This is a genomic window from Streptomyces sp. NBC_01426, assembly GCF_036231985.1.
Classification (GTDB): Bacteria; Actinomycetota; Actinomycetes; order Streptomycetales; family Streptomycetaceae; genus Streptomyces.
The window spans coordinates 956,541-977,985 of the sequence record NZ_CP109500.1; the positions used below are offsets into that span (position 1 = coordinate 956,541).

At 74.5% G+C, this 21,445-nt stretch carries 6 protein-coding genes; all 6 read right to left on the minus strand.

Features of this window, described 5'->3' with window-relative positions; all coding sequences use genetic code 11:
- Nucleotides 1–145: 145 nt before the first annotated feature.
- A complete protein-coding gene (locus OG906_RS04535; RefSeq protein ID WP_329440188.1) occupies nt 146–1,765 on the minus strand; it encodes an RICIN domain-containing protein in 1,620 nt (539 codons plus the stop codon).
- Between the two features lie 241 nt (nt 1,766–2,006).
- Complete coding sequence (locus OG906_RS04540; protein WP_329440190.1) at nt 2,007–5,192, minus strand: hypothetical protein; 3,186 nt, start codon at nt 5,190–5,192, stop codon at nt 2,007–2,009.
- A 199-nt stretch (nt 5,193–5,391) separates the two neighbouring features.
- The gene (locus tag OG906_RS04545; protein ID WP_329440192.1) at nt 5,392–16,995 is read right to left on the minus strand and encodes a hypothetical protein; all 11,604 of its coding nucleotides are present in this window, start codon (nt 16,993–16,995) and stop codon (nt 5,392–5,394) included.
- 59 nt (nt 16,996–17,054) lie between these two features.
- Nucleotides 17,055–17,423, minus strand: coding sequence for a hypothetical protein (locus OG906_RS04550; RefSeq protein WP_329440193.1), 369 nt, complete (start codon nt 17,421–17,423; stop codon nt 17,055–17,057).
- Nucleotides 17,420–17,893, minus strand: a complete 474-nt coding sequence (locus tag OG906_RS04555) for a YbaB/EbfC family nucleoid-associated protein (RefSeq protein ID WP_329440195.1) — start codon at nt 17,891–17,893, stop codon at nt 17,420–17,422. Before OG906_RS04555 ends, OG906_RS04550 begins: the two co-directional genes overlap by 4 nt.
- A 73-nt stretch (nt 17,894–17,966) precedes the next feature.
- Complete coding sequence (locus tag OG906_RS04560) at nt 17,967–21,437, minus strand: AAWKG family protein (protein ID WP_329440196.1); 3,471 nt, start codon at nt 21,435–21,437, stop codon at nt 17,967–17,969.
- Between the last annotated feature and the right edge of the window lie 8 nt (nt 21,438–21,445).

Consider the following 21,445-nt stretch of genomic DNA (forward strand, 5'->3'; position numbering starts at 1 on the left):
TGCGGAGACGGGTGCCGGATGCCGGGTGTCGGGTACCGGATCCCGAACGCTGCGGGCGGGGTGCCGGGTACGACCGTGCCCCGGGCGGAGGCCGACCGGGGCACGGATGGATCGCGTCAACCGCCCACGCGGGACGGGAGTCGGATCAGGAGAAGGACCACACGTGGTCGTCGCGCTTGTTGCAGCCGAAGATCGTCAGTCGGGCGTCCTTGCCGCCGCTGCCATGTTCGCCCGAGACGTCCAGGCACTGGCCACCGCTGGACTGGTTGCGGATCCAGAACTTGCCGTCCGAGCGCTTCTCCAGGTACCAGAGTTGGTTGTCGGCGCTGGTGGGGCGGCAGTGGAACTCGGACACACCGGTACCGGCCGCCTGTCCGGCGAAGTTCGGCAGGTCCAGGCAGAGACCGTCCTTGCTGTTGCGGATGGTGAAGAGGTCCGCGCCGTCGGGACCGGCGCCGGGGCGGCTCACGACGAGGTCCCAGAGCTGGTTGTCCCCGGTCGTCGTGTTGCAGGTGAACTGGTTGACGGGACCGTCCACCGTGCCCTTGCCGTAGTTCGGGACGTCGGCGCACATGCCCGTCATGGCGTTCTTGAGCGGCACGTTCCGCACGGTGCCGAAGTTCGCGCTCTGCGGCAGGGCGCCCCCGGCACGGGTCGTGGGCTTCGCCGCGACCTTCTGCTTCGGGGCCGGCTGGGCGGGGGTCTCCTTCTTCGGGGCGGGCTTCGCCGGTTCGGGCGCCTTCCTCGCGGCGGGGTCGGTCTCGGGCTGCTCCTTCGAGGCGGGCTTCGCCGGCTGGGGAGCCTTGTGCGCGTCGGGCGCGGTGCCCTTCTCCGGTGCCGCGTCGGCCACCTGCTTCACCGCGCCGGGGTCGGGGGCATCGGCCTGCGCCGGTGCCGCGCGGCGCTCCTGCGCGGGGGCCTCCTTCTGCCGGGGCACCGAGAGGGCGGGGGACTCCTTCGAGGCGACGGACTTGTCCTGCCCCGCGGCCTTGTCCTGCTCTGCGTTCTTGTCCTGCTCCGCGGCCTTGTCCTGGCCTGCGCTCTTGTCCTGCTCTGCGGCCTTGTCCTGTTGTGGGGACTTCTGGTCCGCCGGGGTGTTCCCCGGCGATCCGGGTGCCGGTCGCGCCCCCGCGCCTCCCGCGCCCTGCGCGGTGGCCGGCGGCGCGTTGGTGCCGGTACGCCCGTCGGTGCGCTTCTCCACGTCGGAACCCACGTTCGCGCCGGCCGGGCGCTCGGTGGCCCCCGACTGGCGGTCCGGCACGGGGCCCGTCCGGGGCGACGACGCGGGCTTGCGGGTGGGGGCGGCCGTGGCGTAGTCGTTCCCGACCTGCCCCCCGTTCGGGACGAGGTTCTCCAACACCGTTCCGCCGACGGGTACTTCCTGCACCGACGCCTGGTTGCGGTGATCGTCGTTGCCGAGGCCGAGCAGGAGGAACGGCGCGCCGATGAGCACGGTTCCCGCTATCGCCGCCGCGGCCAGCAGCGGCTTGTTGGGTCGTCCGCTGGGCGGCTCGTCACCTCTTCCGGCCGCGACGGCGCCGCCGTGCGGTGCGGACGGCGCCGTAGCCGACGCGGCCTGGGCCTCGCTCCCGCGCCAGGTGGCGGCGGCCCTCGCCACCGCCCCGCCGGCGCGTGTGGCGGTCCGGGACCCGCTCCGTACCTCGGTGGCCGCCTGGGTTCCCGTCCCGGTCGCGGACGTGGACGTGGACGTGGTGGTGTGCGCGGGCCCGGATCCCTCGGGGGCCGCCCCGCTCTCGCGGTTCACGGCGCCCGATGGGATCGCCGGTACCGGCGTCGTGGCGGATCCGCGTGGTGCGAGCGCGAAACCGGGTTCTCCCGGCACCGCGGGGAGGACCGCCGCGAGTCTCACGGCAGGGCTCGACAGCTGCGAGCCGCCTTCTTGTTGGGGCATTGACACTCCTCATGCCTCGTTCGAACAGTCGGTCGTCGTGGTGCGCCTTGGTGGTCTCTCGGAGGACCGCGACGGGGCGCGGCCACGTGGATGGTCAGTCGGTGTCCGGTCCGGCTCCCCCCAGCGGTCCCGCGCAGCGCTCGGGCCAGACGTAGCCCGCCGGGGCGGCGGTGCGTCCGCGCAGCGCCTCGCCGAGACGTGCGAGCACCGCCTGGTCCTCGGCGTCCGGTTCCGCGTACCGGGCGGGTGGCGGGGCGGTCGCCGGAGTGGACAGTTGACGCAGCAGGACGAGCGGGTCGGGGCCGTCGCCGCGCACGTCGAGCACCCGAAAGGCGGTGCCCGGGGCGAAGACGATCTCGTCGTGCGCGGCGGACGTGCCCGCCGCGCCGAAGAGTTGCCGTACCCGGCGTCCGGTCACCGACCAGATCGCGAACCGGGCGCTCCCGATCTCCGGGCCCGTCCTCCCGCACGGCAGGGCGCTCACCGCCGCCGGTTCGCGCAGTACGGTCCCGGGCCGGGGAAGTGCGGCGTCGGCGCCGTCCGGCGTGCCGAGTCCCGTTCCGGGTGGCGCGCCTCGCAGTGCCGCGCCCCGGAAGGACGGCAGCCGCCGGAGCGCCGACGCGACGCAGGCCGCGTACGGCAGGAGTCGACCGCCCCCGGCGCGCAGGGCCCGGTCCAGTTCCCGGTGGCCGAAGGGGCCGTCCGGGGGGCCGAGGTAGAGCAGCAGGGCCACCAGGTCGGCGCGGGCGGCCACCTGTTCCGCGCCCCGCAGCGCGGGCAGCCGGGTCAACGTACGGGCCACGGCGGCCGCATGGCGCTCCCAGGCCGTGTCGGCGAGCGTCCGGAACGCCGTCCGTTCGGCCTCGGTGCTGTGGTGCTCCGGCAGGACGGGCACCGGGGGCAGCAACCCCCGCGGCGGCGCCGACGGCCGTGCGGAAGCGGGTCCCGCCGACGGAACGGCGCGTTCGGGCGTCGGGCCCGGTCGGGGGTCCGGCTGCGGGTCCGGCTGCGGGTTCGGTGTGCTTGCCGGGGGCCCGGCCGGCGCGCTCTCCAGACCGGCTACGGGAGGGGTCGCGGGGCCCGGGTCCGGGACGGGACGGGCGCCGGAGGGAGTCGCGGGCGGGAAGGGCGGGGGCGCGACGGGCGGCGCGGGTGAGGGACCGGTGCGGGGCGCGACAACGGCCGGTGTCTCGGGAGACCGGTCGGTACCGGTACGGGGCACGGCCGCCGCCGGTGTCTCGGGAGACCGGACACGGGCCGAGGCGGAGGCGGGCACAACGCCGGCCGGCGCCGACGGACCGGCAGCCGCGACGGCCGGGCCACCGCTCGCCGCAGCCGCCGGGGCGGCGCCCGGGGCGGGAGCGCTCTCAGGGACACGGGATCCGTCCCCGGAGGAGCCCGCACCCGGATCCGGGAGGGTCGCGGTGGTGGTCACGGTGGCCGTCACGACGGGCTGCGGGGCGGTCGGCGGGCCGGCCGGCCCGGCTTCCGCCCCATGTCCCGGGCCGGCGGCCGGGAGGGGCGCCGAACCGGTGGACGGGAAAGGCGCCGAACCGGTGGCGGGGAAAGGCTCCGGGCGGGCGGGCGGGACCGCCCCCGGGCTCGGGCTCGGGCTCGCAACCGAACCCAGGCTCGCACTCGCACTCGCACTCGCACTCGGGCTCGGCCCCGGCCCCGGGCGGGTGGGCTCGGGGTCCGCTCCGCGCGTCTGCCCCGCCGGACGTCGTACCTGGAGGGCGGGGACCGCCGTCCCGGTGGTCGAACCGGTCGGCGCCGCGACGGGCGGTCCGGCCGTGGTGGGGACGATCGGCCCCGCGACGGCGGTCGACGCTCCGGTGGCGGGCTCTGCACGCAGCGCCCCACCGGGGCCGAGGCGGGCCGCGCCTTCCGCGGGACGGCCGAAGGTCGCGAAGCGCACGCTGCGGACACCGTGCAGAGCCGCCAGGCGCCGCAGTTCACGGCCGCCGTCCAGGGCCTTGCCGTGCACGTGCAGCCGGGCTCGGGTGCGCAGGTCGGGTTCCAGTCCGTCGAGCAGTTCGGACAGGGCCGGCCAGAGCGAGGTGTCCAGTTCCTCTCCGGGGCGTCCCACCTCGATCGCCGGACCGTCCGCGTCCACCGGACGCGCCGCCAGGGGCTGCGGGCCGTCGTCGCGGGCGCCGATCAGCAGGCCCGCCCGGCTCACGGAGACCTGCCAGCGGTCGGAGAGGTGCACGACGCCGTGTTCGGCCGGCTCCCGGTCCGGTAAGGGTGGGCTCCAGCGCAGCAGGCTCGGCTCCGGGGCGCCGGGGGCACAGAGCACCGAGTCGACGAAGGGCTGCCAGCGCGGCGCCCCGTCCCGGCCGACCACCATGGACCGCACGGTCTCTTCGGGCCCCGGCCCCGGGCCCGAGTCGACGATCAGCGGGAGGCCGCTGTAGACGACGACGCCCGCGCCGACGAGGTCGGCGGCGGCCTGCCCGGCGTGCAGCACGTCCCGCCGGCCACCGGGGGCCACCCGCAGCGCGGCCCGCGCCTCGTCGGGTAAGGAGGCGACGACGTCGGAGACGTCCTCGGTGTCGACGTCCTCGCCGTCCGGCACCCCGAGCACCAGCAGCGGGCCCTGGCCGTCCATCGGTACGGCGTAGCAGAGGTCGCCGGGCCGGGGTGCCGGACCGTCACCGGACCGGATGAGGACCCCTGCCGGGATCTCCTCGACGACGCGACCGCCTCGGGTGCGGGACGGCAGGCGGGCGGGGCGCCAGACGGGCACCGGCTGGCGCGGCCCCAGCGGTACGGGGGCGACACCCGGGCGGAAGCGCCACCACCCGCGCTCCCCACCGCCTTCCCCGCCGGGCGGTCCGTGGACGAAGAGTCCGCCGCCCGGCACGCAGAGCACCGTGCCGTCCGGGGCGACGACCTCGAACTCCCATGCGTCGGCAATGCGTTGGGCCACCGCCGGGTTCTCTCCCGGACGACCGTCGCCGGATCCGGACATGACCAGTCGCACCGCGGTGGCGCCTTCGTCGCGTACCCAGTCGAGGAGGTCTCCGAGCCGTGGCCACAGCGCGGGGGCGGACTTCTCGTCGGCGCCGGCGACCACGGTGACGGTGCCGGGTTCGTCGGTCTCGGCGCACCGGACCAGGTCGGCGATCTCCTGCGGCCCGAGCAGTTCGTCGGACGGCTGTCGGAGCAGCAGGACCCGGTCGTACTCCTCGACGAGGAAGCCCCCTCCCCCGGCCGTGCCCTCCTCGGACGGACCGGCCTGCGAGGTGCCCTCGTCCCTGCGTCGGTTCCAGAGCATCACCGGCGATCCCCGTCCGTCGCCGCCGTGCGGCCGTCGTGGCTGATCCTCGTCATCGCTGTCGTCATCGTTCCGATCCTGACCGGCCGGACGGCAATCGACCGGCAGTTCGAGTCAACGCTACTCGTGCGTACGGTAGTTGACGGCGAGGTGAAGGATCCGACCGTCATCGATGCCGCGGGGCGGGGGTGCGGGTTCGTCATGACGCGTCTCCTGTGACCACGTACGCCGGGTCGCCGGAGTTCACGGACGTGCCTCCGTCGGTGCCGGTGCCGGCGAAGGTCCCGCCGGCCGGGGCGGCCGTGCTCCGAATCCCCAGGGCCCGCGCGACGGCCTCCCACACCGCCGCCGCCGGCGCCTCCCCCGCGGGGCCGCTCAGCAGCCACCGCAGGTGTTGGAGCGACGACAGACCGAGTTCCTCGACCGTCAACGTCCCCCCGAGCAGGACGGCTTGGGCGCTCTGCCCGGCGGTGAGCACCACCCCGGCGCCGGTGAGTTCCGAGACCGGGACCGGCCGGCTGCGGTCCAGCAGCCGGGTGACCTCCTCGGAATCCAACGCCGACAGGAGTGCCTCGTCGATGTCGAGGTCCTCGATCCCCGCCGATCGGGCGCGGCCGATCAACGCGTCGTCGGTGCCGCGGGTCGGGGCGGGTACGGAGTTCAGCGCGGGGGCCGGTGTGGTGCCGGGGGCGGTGGCGGGGATCGCGTCGCTGCCCCAGTAGTGGCGGTGCCTGGGTGAGTAGTGGACCTCGACCACGGGGGCGCCCTGGGGTCCGTAGCGCTCCAGGACGCTCGACGGGCCGCCGACCCACTCGGGCTGGGCGACGTCGACGGCGACCCCGAGGACGTGCGCCGTCAGCATCAGGAACACGTCCCCGTAGTCGGAGGCCCAGCTGTTCTCCCAGGTCCGCACCGCGTTCAACAGCCCCTGGAGTTCGGTGGTGTCGAGCGGCGCGGTGCTCATCCGGTAGACGGCCTCCAGTTCGTCCCGCAGTTCGCCGTCGGTCAGGGCGGCGGTGTTGCCGACGCCGTGCCGCACGGCGAGCGCCGCCAGGTCGGCGCGGCTGGTGCCCGGGTCGTTCAGGTGGCGGGCGAACTCGGCGGCGATCGAAGCGCGCAGTTGGAGGACGACCTGATCGGGCAACGGGGGCCCGCCGACCGATTGTTGGACGCGGTGCGCGATGGTGGTGCGCAGGGCGGCCACGGCCGCCTGCGACGGGTGGTGTGGGGGCAGCGCGCCGGTGTACGACAGTGCGGTGGCCTGGGCGTGCAGGTCCGCGCGGACTCCCGCGGTGTTCGAGAGCCAGGCGAAGGCCGCCGGGTCGTTGGTGGCCAAGCCGGGCAGCCGGTCGCGTACCAGTCGGGGCGCGCCGGCGAGGAACGCGTACAGCAGGCACTCGCCGTTCGCGACGGTACGCAGCGGACGGCCGGCGGCAGGGCGGCGCGACGACTGCCCCGACGCGGCCGGGGTGACCGGCCCGGTGCCGACACCCGTCCCGGGTCCGGTACCCGTCCCCGTTCCCGTTCCGGGCAGCGTCTGCGTTCCTCCCACCGTTCCCTTGGGTGCGGACGGGGGCGGGGGCTTCACCCCGTTCTTCCCCTGGGGCTTCTTCGAGGAGGCCGCCGTCGTGGTCCGTGTCGCCGGGGTGGCCGTGGAGCGGGTGGCCAGGGCGGTGCGCGGGCCGCGAGCGGGGGTCGACGTCACGGAGGACAGCGGAACGTCGACCAGGCCCTCGCCCGCGGTGCGGCGGGCGGCGCCGAGGGTGCGGGCGAGGCCGGCCAGTCGCCGAGCCGCGGTGGTCTGGATGGCGGCCTGGCGGATCTGCTCCTTTCGCGCGGTGTCAAGGGCCAGGTCGACGGCGTCGAGGGCCGTGCGCCGCCGGTCGCGCAGCCCTTCGGCCGTGTTCCGGCGGTCGGTGGCGGCGCCGAGATCGGTGCGGCGGTCGTCCTCGGCGGCGCGGGTGGTCGTGACGGCCGCCGCGAGACCGGGCAGGCGCAGACCGGCGGCCTGCGCGGCGGTGCGGGTGGTCGCCAGATCGGTAACGAGGCTGTTCAGCCGGGTGCGCAGTCGGGCCTGCCGGCCCTGGATCCGGGCGAGTTCGGTCCGCGCGCGCTGTTCACGGGCCTGCACGGCCGCGACGCTGAGCGGCGGCCGGGGTGCCTTCGTCTGGCGTGCCATGTGCCGCAGTTCTGCGGCGGCGGTCCGGGCCTCGACCGACCGGGCGCGCTCCTCTTGCCCGGTCGCGGCGAGCCGGCGTTCCACGGCGGTGATGTCCCTCTCCGTCCTCCGTACGCGGCCGTTCAGGCGGACTTCGGCGCTCTTCCCGTGGGTCAGCGCGGTGCGGGCCCTCGTGTGCGCCGTGACCGCGCCCCGCAACTCACCGACGGCCTGCCGGTGGGCCGTCTCCGCGGTGGCGAGTGCCTTCACGGCTCCGTCGAGGGCGGTCACGGCGGCGGCCCGCGGGGCGCGCAGGTCGCTCTCCCGCCGGCGGGCCGTATCCTGCCCGCGCTGGGCGTCGCTGTGCTCGGTGATGGTGTCGGCCAGGGAGTTCCAGGCGGTGACGGTGGCCGCGTCGGTGCTCGCGAGGGAGCCGTCTTCGCCGAACACCCAGTGCTGGAGCCCGTCGTCCGTCCGCAGCACGAGTTCCACCGGCCGGGCGGCCAGTACGGCGGTGCGGGAGGCCGCGTAGAGGGCGCGTCCGAGGAGCGCGCCGTCCGGGTCGGGGCCGGGGGCGAGCCAGAGCTGCGCGGCGTCCTCGTTCAGGTCGAGTACGCCGGCCAGCGCGGCGGGCAGGTCGCCGACGGGGTGCCTGGTCCAGTCGCGGAGGTCGGCCGCGGGCTGCCCGGCGAGCATCGAGCGGAGGTCGTACACCTGGGGGTCGGTGCGGGCGTCGGTGATGCCGTGGCCGAGCACGTCGCGTTCGGCCAGGCGCATCTCGGCGCTGCCGGTGACGTACCGGGTGCCGCCCGGCCCGGTGACGGTGATCAGGACGTCGACCATGGTCTCGTGGCTGCGGGTGCCGCGTCCGCCGTCGGCCGGCAGGGAGGTGCCGCCCAGCTTGAACCATTCGCGGCGGCTCGCGGTGACGGCGGTGCCGGGCCCCTGGGTCGGGGGCTGCCGGCCGAGTACGGGAAGGCCCGCTCCGAACAGGTGGTTCGGGTTCAGCGCGTCGGCGGTGTGGGCGGTCTGCAGGACGGTGTTGGAGGCGCCGCCGACCGTGAGGGCGGTCGACGCGGTGGTGCCGGGCAGCCGCAGCCGGTCCAGGGTGACGTCTCCGGCATCGGTGATCCGCCGGGGGTTGCGGACCTCGATCCGCAGGCCCGGCGGGGCGTCGGCGTCCTGCTCCGCCGGATACGCGCCGGGCATGGAGGAGGTGATGCCGGCGCCTCGGGGCAGGTCCACGCTGATGTTCTCGGCCTGGACGAGTTCCCCGATGCGTACGGCCGCGGCCTCGGCGGACTCGGAGAGGGACGTCGAGGAAAGGCCCGGTGCGAGGTCCGGCGCGACCTCGGCGAGGGCCCGGGAGAGTTCGCGGTAGGCGTTGAAGTGGAACACGGGGGCCGGGCCGGTCGGCACGACGCGCTGCCCGGCGCCGATGCGGCGGCCTCCCGCGGCCGCCGGAGCGCCGGCGGCCCGCGGGTCGACCGCCGACACGGACGGGGCCAACGGGTCGGCGGGCGCCGGCGGATCGACGGCCTCGCTGCCGGTGAAGCGCAGGGTGACCAGGGCGGGCACGGTGGCGGTGCGTTCGGGCCGGCCGAACAGGATGCGCCGGGCCCACTCGATCCAGCCGGTGTTCTCGTCGAACCAGCCGATCACGCCGGCCTCGACCATGCCGCCGGGGATGTTGAGCGGCCATTCGGTGACCAGTTCGGAGTGGACGGAGGCCGTGTACTCGTACTCCACCTCGAAGTCTGCCGCATTGTCGGTGCGCATCCAATAACGGTCCTCGTCCGTCGAGGAGGTCCTGGCCGTGTCGGAGCTGCTGGTGGTGTAGGTCAGGGCGGGGCCGGTGCGGTCGGTTCGGGTGTCGTCGGCCGGGCGCGGGTAGCGGGCGTTGGGGGTGAAGGTGGTGGCGCTCTGGCGGGTCGTGGTGGTGCCGACGGAGGTGTTCGACGGGGCGTGGACGTGCACCTGCTCCTGGCCGGCGCCCGCCCCGGCACGTCGGCCGCGCACGGTGCGCAGTCCGGCGGTGTCCTGCCGTGGCTTGGCCTGGAGCGACACCTCGACGAGCCGGGCTCCTCCCTTGGCGACGTGCAGGAAGTGGAAGCGCTGTGCGTGGCCGGGGCCGCGGGCGGGCAGGGCGCGCAGGGCGGTGGACGTGGTCAGGTCGGAGATCCGGGTCCGAACGCCGGACAGGTACGCGGCGTGGCCGGGGCTGGTGGAGCCGGGGGCCTCCTCCTCGACCAGCCGGGTCAGTTCGGTCCGCAGGGCGTCGCGGCGCTCCACGGGAGCGGTGGCGGGCGGAACCGGCGGCGGCGGGGCGCTCGTGGGCGCGGCACCGGGGTTCGCGACACTCGTGCCCGGGGCGGGCGCGTTCTGGGCGCTCGTACTCGCGGCGGCCGTACTCGCGGCTGTCGTGTGCGGCGCGGTCGTGTGCGCCGCCGGTGCGAACTGCCGGACCGAGAGGATGCCGGCGAGCCCGGGCTCCCCGGTACGGGCGAAACGATCCGGCAGGGGCAGATCGGCTGCGGGACGCGGGGTCGGTGTCAGCGAGGCGACGGTGCGGAACCACTCGGTGTCCCGGCTGAGTTGGGTGTCGCTCATCAGGAACTGGGCGCCGCGCGGGATCTCCACGGCGATCGTGACGGGATCGGCGCCGGTGACGCCCAGGGTGTTGCCGACCAGGTTGCGCCGGCCGTGGCGCACGGTGACGAGGATGGTCGCGCCGGTGCGGATGCGGTGTTGCATGCCGCCCTCGGTGGGCGTGCGCGTCACCCCGGTGGAGGAGGTGACGGTCTTGCTCGTGTCGGTGCGGCGGGTGAGGGCCTGGCGGCCCGAGGGGTTGAACAACGTGCCCGGTTCGGACGCCGGCGGGTCGTCCTTCGCCGCCCGGGCGACCTTCCCCGCGCCACCCTCGGCGGCGTGGGGAGCCGGAGCGGGGCGCTGGGCGGCGGTGAAGGACCCGGCGATCTGGTGGGTGGTGCTGTCAGCGCTCTGGTGCGCGAGGGTGTCGGTGGCTCCGACGTCCGTCTCCAGGTACTGGGTCGCGCTGTTCGGGTTCTCCGGGTCGTGCAGGTAGCCCTGGAGTTCGACGGAGAACTCGTGGTCGGCGCCGAGGCCGGGCAGGGTCAGACCCTCGATGACGTAGCCGCCCTTGAAGATCTGGTGGGAACGGGCGATCAGGTTGGCGGTGCCGAGTCCGGCGCGCAACGCCTCCCTGAACGGCGTGCTCTCGTCGGTGGGGTCGGCCCCGTCGAGGTTGTCGACGAGGCCGCCGGCTTTGTTCGCCAGATCCGTCAGGAAGCCGGTGGCGGCGTCCCAGGCCTTGTGGAGGACGCCCTTCGGGGGGTTGCCCGGGTGGGTTCCGGTCACGATCCGGTCGAAGGCGTCGACGAGGGCGGCCGAGCCCTGGAGGCTGTCCATGATCGCGTCGTCGGGGAGGCGGACGACGTTCGGTACGGGGTTTCCGGTCCGGTCCGTCATGGCCAGGCGGGTCCGGTCCGCCGCATTGACGGCACGTACCCGGGGGCCGGCGGGCGCCGGGCGGGCGGCGCCGGCCGGCTGGGTGCGGTGGTGCGGGACGGCGAGGGTGAGCCGCCCCGGGACGGTGTGGACGGGCGGCCGTTCCTCGTCGGGCGGACGGGGGCGGGTGCCGGGCGGGTCACCGGGGTCGGCGAAGCGTTTCTTCGGCCGGGTGCCGTCCTCGTACAGGTCCAGCGCCAGCAGCGCGGGCACCTCGAAGACCTCGGCGTCCTGGCCGCTGCCGATGAAGAACTGGTCCTGGCTGTTTCCGGAGCCGGCCGCGAGGGTGTCGGCGCTCTGCCGGCCGTACGTGTAGTCGCCGGCGCCGGCGAGCGTCCACGGCGCCTCGTCGGGGTCGCCGACCGGGCCGGACGGGCCGCCGCCGATGCCGACCTGCCAGCCGTGGGCGCGCCCCCTGGATTCGTTGCCGGGGACGCCGACGGAGGAGATGCCCATGACCTGGATGCCCGGCAGGGTGCGGCGGTGGCGGGTCCGGGCGGCCGGGTCGCGGGTGGCGCTCAGGCGCAGCTGGACGCGGCGGGTGCCGCCGGTGCGCGACGGCAGCTCCATCCAGAACGGCCGGCCGCCGTCGAGGAGGGCGTCGGCCGCGGCGCGCAGGCCCACTTCGGAGCGGGCCTGTTCGAAGCGTCGCAGGTTGGCGAGCTGGGCCTGCGCCCGCTCCTCATCCTCCACGTAGGGGGCGCGCGGGCGTTGGGTGGGCGGCAGGAATCCCTCGTCCCGCAGCCATGCCTCGGCCCGCCGGAACATCGGCTCGGCGCCGGTGACGGCCAGCGGGGCCGCGGACAGGCCGATCGACGCGAGGTTCTCCAGGTCGTCGGGGAGCTGCCGTGTCCCCTTGCCGACGGCGTGCTCCTGGCCCTGCGCGTCGGCCGCGGCGAGCACGCGCATGCGCAGGCCCCCGTCCCAGGGGCCGGCCTGGTGCGTGGTGCTTCCGCCGCGAGCGCGCACGAGGGTGACCCGGTAGGTGACCCGCGCGGGGGTGAGCAGATGGCTGCGGTTGGTGCGCACGGCGTGCGCGAGGGTGGCGGAACCGCCGGCCGAGAGCGAGGAGTTGGTCTGCCACTTCCCGCCGCCCTTGAAGGCGATGGTGCCCTGGGCGCGCGAGGAGGCCCCGGGATGGCCCTGCTCCGTGTCGGACGTGAAGACGGGGGCGACGCTGCCGTCGACCGCGACACCGCTGGCGTACTTGACGGAGCTGTCCACCTTCACGATCTCGGAGACGTGCGCCTCCAGGTTGATCTTGCCGTCGATCGAGCGGTGGGTGGGGGCCGGATCGGGTTCGACCACGGCGGTCAGCCTGAGGACGCCGATGGCCTTGCCCCGGTCGTTCAGCAGGATCGGCGAGTACAGGCCGCCGCCCCGCTGGAGGGGAAGGGTGCCGCGCAGCACCGGCTCGGACAGGAATGCCTCCAGCTCCTCCGCGGCGGCGTCCGACAGGTCCGACAGGTCGTCGCGGAAGGCGTGTCGGACCTCGGAGAGCAGTCGGGCGGGTTGCGTGACGGTGTCCACGCCCCACACCGGCAGGTCGTCGAGGGCGGCGGGCGCCGGCATCGGGCCGTTCGGCTCCACGGCCAGGTGCTGCGGGAACCAGACGGTGACCGGGCCGTGCCGCTCGCCGTCCCCCCAGCCGGCGTTCCCGCTCCCCGATCCGGCGGCTGCCGGCCGGTCGACCCGAAGCTGCCACTCCGAGACGAACTCCACCGGCTGGGACAGCTCGTTGCTGCGCTGCGCCGTCATCGTCTGCACCGCGGAGGTGACGGTGCTGCTCGTGGAGAACTGGTTGTGGGTCAGCGTGACCGCCAGCGCCGCGTCCACCCGGCTGACCGGTCCCGCCCGCCCGACGGTGAACGCTCCGGACCAGGTGACCGGCACCGTGCGGACGTTCCCGGAGTTCTGGGACACCGAGGACTCGGAGCTGCCCTGGCCGCGACGCTCCACACGGCCCTCGGGGTCCTCGACGCCGTGCTCGCCGTACCGTCGGGACCGGGCGGGGTCCCGCAGCCCGAGCCGGATGTCCACGGTGCGCTCCCGGCCCTCGTGCATCACGGTGATCCGCCTGCCGGTACTGCGCAGGTACGGCAACTGCCGTGCCAACTCGACGGCGTTGGCCCGCTCCCGGAGCTGGACCCGCACCGGATGGTCGTGGGGGGCGCCGGCGGGAATGCCCAGGCGGGTCAGGATCTGGCGGTGCAGCCCCTCCACGACGGCGTCGGACAGCGGTTCGACGTGGACGAGGCCGACGGTCCCGTCGTACCCGGTGCCGTAGGTGGTCGCGTACGTGGAGAGGGGCGCGCTCCAGTCGCGCGGAGCCCGGGCCGACTCCCAGCGGTCGTCGTGCTCGTCCGGGGGCAGCGGGTCCGCGTCCGGCGATCCGGCCCCCGGGGTGGTGGCTCCGGCCGCTGGGGTGCCCCCCGTGAGCGGGTGGTCGCGCACCGCCGGACCGGAGTCGAGGGCCGACTCCAAGGTGCGCAGGTCGACTTCGGTGACGACTCCGGTCGCGGGGAGCCCACCGGTGTCGGCCATCACCCCGGTGGGGTCGGCGGCGAGGAGCCGGCGGAACAGCGACTCGGGGTCGCGTCCCCGGTCACGCATCCCCGTGTAGTGCAGGATCTCGTGCAGGGCCACGGCGTCGTCGCGCCCGGGTCCGCCGCCGAGCCGGATGTGCAACTGGTCGCTGCGTGCCGGGTCGTCGCCGCGGCTGAGCTCCACGGCCTCGGCGTGGTCCGGGGCGTGGGTCAGCACCAGGTCCACGTGCAGGTGATCGCCCGAACCCGGCAGCCGCAGGCCGTGGTTGACGTGGGCAGCGAGGAGCGCGCGCATCCGCTCCTGGAAGGCGGGCAGCCCGGCGGGGTCGAAGCCGGGTCCGAACCGGACCGGCAGGTGCAGGCCGACGACGCGCACCCAGCGCCCGTCGTCGGCCTGGACACGCCGGACACGGGCACGGACCAGCGTGGTGAGGCCGTGCAGGGTGCCCGGCGCACGCCTCTCGTCGAGCGGGTCGCTCGCGGGGTCGAACCAGTCCAGGTGCATGGAGGACGCCGGAGCGGACGCGCGCCGATGGCTCCACTGCCCGAGCCGTACGGGTACATCCGCTACATCCGCCGCCGTCTCCTCGGCGGGCGGCGGTTCCTCATCGTCTCCGTCCCGCTCGGCGGAAGCGGGCACGGCGGCGGGGCGCGCCGTAGGGGTGGGGCCCGTCCCGGTCGGGAGCGGCGCGGGTTCCCCCGGCGCCGGATCCGGGAGCCCGCTCGTCGTGGCGGGGGCCGGGTGCAGGGGGGTGGGCGTCGCGGCGCCGGCTGGGCCACCGACGCCGGGTGGGCCGCCGACGGTGCGCACCGGCGCCGGGGCGGCCGGTACGGAGCCGGTGTCCGGGTCCGGGGCGGCGGTGGGGGCGTCGATGAGGGAGGCGAGCAGGCTCAGGTCACGGCCGCGCAGCCCTTCGCGGGGCGACCCCGCGGGGACGGGCCGGGTGTGGTCACCGGCCGGGCCGGCCGGGATGTCGCCGTGCAGGCCGAGCTGTCGGGCGATCCGTACGGCGTGGTCGGCCGGGTCGGCGCCGGTCCACCACGGGGTGCGAGGGGTCCCCCCGTCGCGTTCCGCCGGGGTGCCGGTGAGGCTGTCCGGGTGCGGGGCGCCCGCCGCCTGCTCGACGGTCACCTGGAGCAGGTCGCCGCTCGGCAGCCGGTGGCCCGGCGCGTTGAAGTACTCCTCGACGCCCGCGCGGAGGCGCTGCCAGGCATCTTCGGGCATGCCGTCGGGTCCGGTCGCGACCTGGACGGTGAGGTCGGTGACCCATGCGCCGTCGTGCGCGACCCGACGCACGTCGAACACCGACCGGACGGTGCGCGGGACGCTCTCGCCGGGCCGTGCCGGATCGGCGGGCGCGGGCACGTCGTCGGTCCACGGGTGCTCACGGGTGACGGGCGGTACGGCGGACCGCGCTGCCTCCCAGGCCGGGTTGCCGGTCCGCGGGGCGGGGCCGCCGTGCGGGGCGGCCGACGCGGGGGTGTCCACGACGGTGCCCGGCGGCTCGGCGCTCTTCCGGGCCGGGGGCTCGTCGCCGGGCGCGGTGGAGGTGTCCGGGGAGGACCCGCGGACCCGGCTCGGCGGGTCGGCGGCGCCGCCGGGGGTCGTCGGGCGGGGGGCGGCGGTTTCGAGGGCCGGGTTCGGGTGCGCCGCCCCCTCGCCGTCCGTGTCACCGGGCGTGTCGTCGGGTGCGCCGTCGGCCTCGACGCCGACGGGCCGCACGTTCCCGCCGGACCGCGCTCCCGTGCCCGTGCCCGTGCCGGCGCCCTTCTCCGTACCCGTACCCGTACCCGTACCGGTACCTGTGTCCGCGTCCGTACCCGTGCCGATGCCCGTGCCGATGCCCGTACCGGTGCCGTTGTCCGTGCCCGTGCCGGTACCCGCGTCCGTGTCGGGGCCCGTGGCCGCGTGGGCGTCCGGGTCCGCGTCGCCGTCCACGTCCACGTCCTCGAAGACGGTCCGTGGCGCATCGTCGAGCGCGCCGCCCGTTCCGACGGCGACCGGGAGCGGCCGGCCGCCGGTTCCCGGGACGGCCGGGGCCGGTGGGGGCACGGTGCTGCCGGCCTCGGGCCCGGAGGGGGCGGGCACGGTGCGGTCCGTGCCGCTGTCCCCGAGGAGGACGCCGTCGGAGGCATCGGGCAGATCGGCGGGCAGATCGGCGAGGACCCCGGGCGGCGGGGTGCCCGTTCCGATCGGTCCGGGCGTCCGCCCGATCGCCTGCGGGGCGGTGACGTGCGACAGCGGGTCGGGGGCGGAGGCCCGTCGCTCCGGTCCGGTGGACCCGTCGGGACCGGGGTCGCCGGGCGCGGTGGGCAGGCCATGGGCGAGGAACGTCGTCGGCGCCATCGGGAACGGGGCCGGCGGGGTGGGCGGGGCCGGGGTGGGCCCGGTGGACGGCTGGTCGCCGAACGGGGCGTCGTCCCCCACCGTCGCGGCCGGCAGCGCCGGCGGCACGGGCGCGGGGACCGGGGTCGGGTTCGGTGGGGGAGCGGCAACGGGAACCGCGGCGGAACGCGGCGGACCGTCGAAGCCGCCGGGGCCGCGGCCGTCCGGACCGCCGGAGAAGTCGATGTCGTTGAGGTCCGTGAAGTCGCGGGAGTCGGTCAGCCACTTGTGCAGCCACAGACCGCCGCCGCCGAGCGCTCCGTCGGCCATCACCTCGAACATCGAGCTGGTGCCGGAGCCGACGAACGTCTCCCACTTGAACTCCCAGACGCCCTCGAACGCTCCCTTGACCAGGACCTCGGCCGCGGACTCGCTGATCGCGCCGACGAGGAACGCCTCGCCGAGGTCGTTGACGCCGTCGAGCAACTTGGTCGTGAAGGGGTTCTTCTTCGCGAAGTCGTCGAAGGAGTCGAAGGTGTTCTTGAACCACTTCCCGGCGTGGTCGAACGCGCCGCCGAGGACACCGGCGAACCCGCCGGCGAGCGCGCCGAACGCGGCCCCCTTCCCCACGTCCTCCCAGTCGATCCCGTGGGGCCTGCGGCCGTTCGGGTTCAGGGCGATCTGCGCGAGTCGGACGGCGAGGACCTGGAGCGCCTCCTCGATGGCGCTGGTGAGGGTGGGCGCGAGGTGGGTCATGCGCAGCAGCCGGTCCACGATGAGCAGGACGGCCAGCCGGCTCCGCGCCCTCGCCAGCATCATCTGGGAGACGGACGTGCCCCCGGTGATCACGGCCAGCGCGGCGAGCAGGGCGAGTTCGACGAGAAGGGCGATGATCTCGGCGATGATCTCCCACTTCGCCTGCTGGATGCTCATCGAGTGGTCGATCTGGCCCCGGGCGATGTCGTCGAGTTTGTCGACCATCGCGTTGAGGTGGTTCACTCCCCCGTCGTTGGTGAGCAGCGACAACGCCCGCACGTACGGGTCGGCGACGTCGTCCGGCAGGGAGGTGGCGGCCTCGGAGATGGAGAGCTGGATCTCGTCCTGGAGGTCCCGGATGCCGCGGCCGAACCTCAGGTACAGCTCACGGCTGTCGTACGCGAGGTTCTCCCGGGCCTCCAACGGCATCTCGCCGATGAGGATCCAGAGCATCTTCCGGACGTCGTCCGGGAAGTTGATCTCCTGCACCCATGCCTCCGCTCACCCGTGCCCCCCATCACCGTCCCGGTCCGCCGCGGGGCGCCCGGTCAGTGGCGTCCTCCGGTGCCCGGGTCGTCGAAGACGGATTCGGGGGTCCGGCGCCGGTGCTCCGCGATCTGCTCGGTGGAGTACGAGCGGGTGCGTTCGATGTTGTCCAGGTTCGCCAGCGTGGCCTGCACGAGTCCGTCGAGGGCCTCGTACAGCACCCGCCCGGTGCCCAGGCAGTACTCGTTGTTCCGTTCGTAGACCGGGCGGACCTGGAGGGCGAAGTCGTCCGTCCAGCCGGGCCACGGGGTGTAGTTGCGCTCGTCCGCGGTGAAGCTCCGGCTGAGGCCCTCCGCCAGCTCGGGCAGTCGCCGCATGCGCTCGACGGCCCTCCTGAGCGCCTCCGGGCTCGCCTCGTACACACCGCTCATGACCGGCTCCTTCCCCTGTGTCCGTCGTCCGTGTCCTCGTGGATCTCGTCGCGCAGCCGGTCCCCCGGGCGGCGGACCGGTTCGCCTTCGGCCTCGTCGAGCAGGGCGGAGCCGTAGATCCGCTCCCAGTCGACGGTCATGCCGCGCAGTTCGGGCACGGCGGCACTCGGCCCGGTGAGGGGGTCGAAGAGGTCCATCACCTGGCGGGCCATCTGCGCCCGGCCCCGTCCGGCGGCTTCCATCACCGAGGCGGACAGTTGGGCCGGGTTCATCGAGCGGTACTTGCCGTCGAGGAAGGTGACCCCGGTCAGTTCGCCCCGCGAGCCCACCGTGACCTCCACGGAGCGGTCGCGTGAACGCACCGTCGCGGCGGCTTCGGCGAGTTGCTCCTCGGCGCGGGCCACGGCGGCCTGGACGGACTCCAGTTCCGCCATGGCCTTGGCGATGCGCTGCTCCATCGGTTCGCTCACCGGTGGTACCTCCGGTCGGCCGGGCCGGGGCCCGGATCGGCTGCCTGGCGGGTGAGGGGAACGGCGGCGGGGGTCATCGGCCGATCACGGCGGGGGCGCCTCCCTCGTCGGTGCCCCAGACGTCCTCTTCCTCCTGCACCCACGCGTCGCGGGTGCGGTCGCCGCTCTGGGTCTGCTGCCCGCCGGGGGCGGCGCCGCCCATCGGGGCGAACGGCGAGGCGCCGGTCGTCGTTGCGGTCCGGGGGGCGGTGACCCGGACGTCGTTCTCGTCCTGTCCGCTTCGCGGGCTTCCCGGGCGTGGTCGTCCGCCGCGCGGGCCGCCGTTCGTCCGGCCGTCGTCGATGACGTTGCGGACCCGCTCGGAGGTGCCCGACCCGCCGCCGCCCCCGCCGCCGCCCATTCCGCCCATGGGTCCGCCCATCCCGCCCATCGGTGCGCCCATCGGCCCGGCGGGACTGCCCGCGCCGGAGCCGGAGCCGGGCAGCGAACCGGTGTTGAGCGGTGTCCCGACGTCGCCGAGGGCGCCGTAGGCCGGAGCGGGACCGGTGGCGCTGCCCGCGAACGACGGCTGGTACGGGGTGTGGTCGTACAGCTCCTCCTCGTACGAACCCAGGGAACCGTCGTGGGAGGAAGGGCGGGAGACACCGGGGAGCGAGGAGTGGGAACCGGGGCCGGCGGGCAAGGTCCCGTCGCCGCCCAGATGCCCGCTGATCACGGTGCCGTCGGGGCGGGTGGTGATGCCGATGCCCGTGTCGGAGTCGATGGTGGTGGTCGTGCCGTCCGGGTAGTCGGTGACGATCCGGCCGTCGGCGCCGAGGTGGGACACGCTGCCGTCGGAGTGTGGCAGGCGGTCACCGATGTTGAGGGGGCCGGTCGTGGAGGTGCCGTCGGGGCGGGTGACGGTGGCGGTGTGGAGGTCCGGGTCGATGGTGACGGTGCTGCCGTCGGGGTGGTGCGTGACGATCCGGCCGTGGTCGTCGATGGTCGTCGCGCTGCCGTCGGGCATCGTGAGGCCGTTGTCCGAATAGACGGGGCCACCGGTCGGGTCGGGCATCAGCGAGGACAGGTCGCCGGGGTTCAGCTGCCCGCCCGGCAGGTCGCCGGGGTTCAGCTGCCCGCCCGGCAGGTCGCCCGGGTTCAGCCGGCCGCCGGTCAGGTCCACGGAGCCGGGCCGGTCCAGGCCGGGAAGTTGCCGGCCTGCGGCGCTCTCGTGTGCGGCCTGGGCCTGTTCGACGGCGGCCTCCTGGCGGGCCTGCGCCTCGTTCTGGCGGACCTGCGCCTCGGCGCGCTGCTCGGCCTCGCGCTTCTCCTGTTCGGTGAGGAGTTGCTCCTGCCGCAGTTCCTGCTCGGTCTGGAGTCGTCCCTGCTCCTCCTGCCGTTCGCGCTGCGCGGCCTCGGCCTTCGCCTGGGCCTCTTCCTGCTTGGCTTCCTGCTCGCGCTGCCTCTCCTCGGCCTTGGCCTCCGCCTCGGCCTGCTTGCGCTCCTGCTCGGCCTCCTTCTGCTCCGCCTTGTCCTGCGCCTGCGCCTGCCTGCGCTCGGCCTCGGCTTCCGCCTCCGCCTGCTTGGCCTCGGCCTCCCGTTCCTTCTCCTCGGCCTTCGCCGCGGCCTCGGCTTCCTTCTGTTCCTGCTCCTTGCGGGCCCGCTCCTGGTCGGTGCGCGCCTGGTTGAACTGGGTGGCCTGGACCTGCTCCTGGCGCTGTTGGGCCTCTTCCTGCTTGCGTTGTGCCTCTTCCTGCTTGGCTTCCTGCTCGCGCTGCTTCTCCTCGGCCTTGGCCTCCGCCTCGGCCTGCTTGGCCTCCTGTTCGGCCTCCTTCTGCTCCGCCTTGGCTTCCGCCTCCGCCTGCTTGCGCTCGGCCTCGGCCTCCTTCTCGCCGGCCTTCGCCTCCGCCTCGGCCTGCTTGCGGTCCTGCTCGGCCTTGGCCTGGGCCTCCTTCTCGCCCGCTTCCTTCTCCTTGCGGTCCTGTTCGGCCTTGGCCTCCTGTTCCTTGCGTTCCTGTTCCGCCTTGGCCTCGGCCTCCTTGCGTTCCTGCTCGGCCCGGAGCCCGGCCTCCTTCTCCTCGGCCTCCTTCTCCTTGCGCTCCTGTTCCGCCTTGGCCTTGGCCTCCTTCTCGTCGGCCTCCTTCTCCCGGCGCTCCTGCTCCTTCTTGGCCTCTTCCTCCCGGCGCTTGGCCTCCGCCTCCGCCTTGGCGGCCTGTTCCTTCTGCCAGGCCATGAACTCTTCCTGCTTGCGTGCGGCGTCCGCCGCGGCCTTCGCGGCGTCCGCCTCCTTCTTCTCGTTCTTGTCCTCGGTGTAGGAGCTGGTGAGGTCGCTGCCACCGCGGGTGCGGACGGAGCCGAGGTCGAAGTTCTTGGTGCTCCAGCTGTTGTGGACCTGGCGGATCGCCTCGTTGGCGGGCACCTCCAGGCTCTCGATGACGGATGCCTGCCAGTTCTGGACGGCCCGCTCCCCCACCTTCTTCCAGGTGGTGAGGTCGTCGAGCTGCCCGAAGTTGTCACCCATTCCGAACCGGGTGGCGGTCTGGTCGAAGCCCGAGGTGGCGTGGTAGGTCGTGGTGGCTCCGTAGCGGTTGGCATGCACCTTGTAGGTGATCATCTTGATGTTGCGTTCCCACACGTGGTCGGTGATCTCCACGAGCAGGTCGTGCAGCCACCGCAGCGGGTTGCCCTCCATGTACTCCCAACGGGCCCAACTGCGCTGGAGGGTGGATGCGGCGTTGCGGAAGTCCGTCTTGGCCTGCCGGAGTTCGTCCCCCTGCTTGGAGCCCGTCGCGCCGGAGGGACGCATGTCCTTGGCGTAACCGTCGTACTGCTTGCCGAGGGTGTGGACGAGGTTCCAGAAGACCCCGGCCGCCTGACCGCGCCAGGCCTCGTTCTGCTCGACGCCGATCCGGCGCTCCCACTCCTCCACCGCGTCACGGCGGTCGACGAAGAACTGGGCGGTCCGGTCGAACGCCGAAGCCGCGGTGTCGAAGGAGGTGAGGGTGACCGCCTGGTCGTTGGGGACGTTCTTGCCGTTCCAGTGGAAGCCGTGCGTGCCGTCCCGGTCGTTCAGCAGCGCCTCCAGTGCCCGACCGGTCCCGTAGCTGTACTGGGTCAGGGGCTGGGTGGTCCAGACGGCGGCGTCCCCCGTCAGGCCCAGGTGGTTGTCGTACTGGCTCTTGAACTCCCCGCCCTCGACCACGCCACCGGCCGGGGGGCCGTCGCTGCCCTTGTTGCCGAGCAGGGTGATCCGGGCCTTGTACATGGAGACCTGGTCGCCGCTGGACGGATTGTCGCCGCCGGTGAGGTAGAAGGGGATGACGAAGTCGGTGTTCTCGATCCGCCACCCCGCGTTCTCCACACGCCAGTTGAAGTCGTTCGGGTCGGCGTAGTCGACGTGGGACTGCTTGCTGATCTCCACCTTCATCTGCGGAATGCCCGCGTTGCCGGCGAGTTCGTCGAAGAGCGTGTGGCGCAACGGCGCGTCATAGCCGGTGAAGAGCTTGACGGCCTGGTGCCAGGCATCGTTGTCCGAGGTCAGCGGCTTGATGTTCTCTTCACGCACGGTCGGGC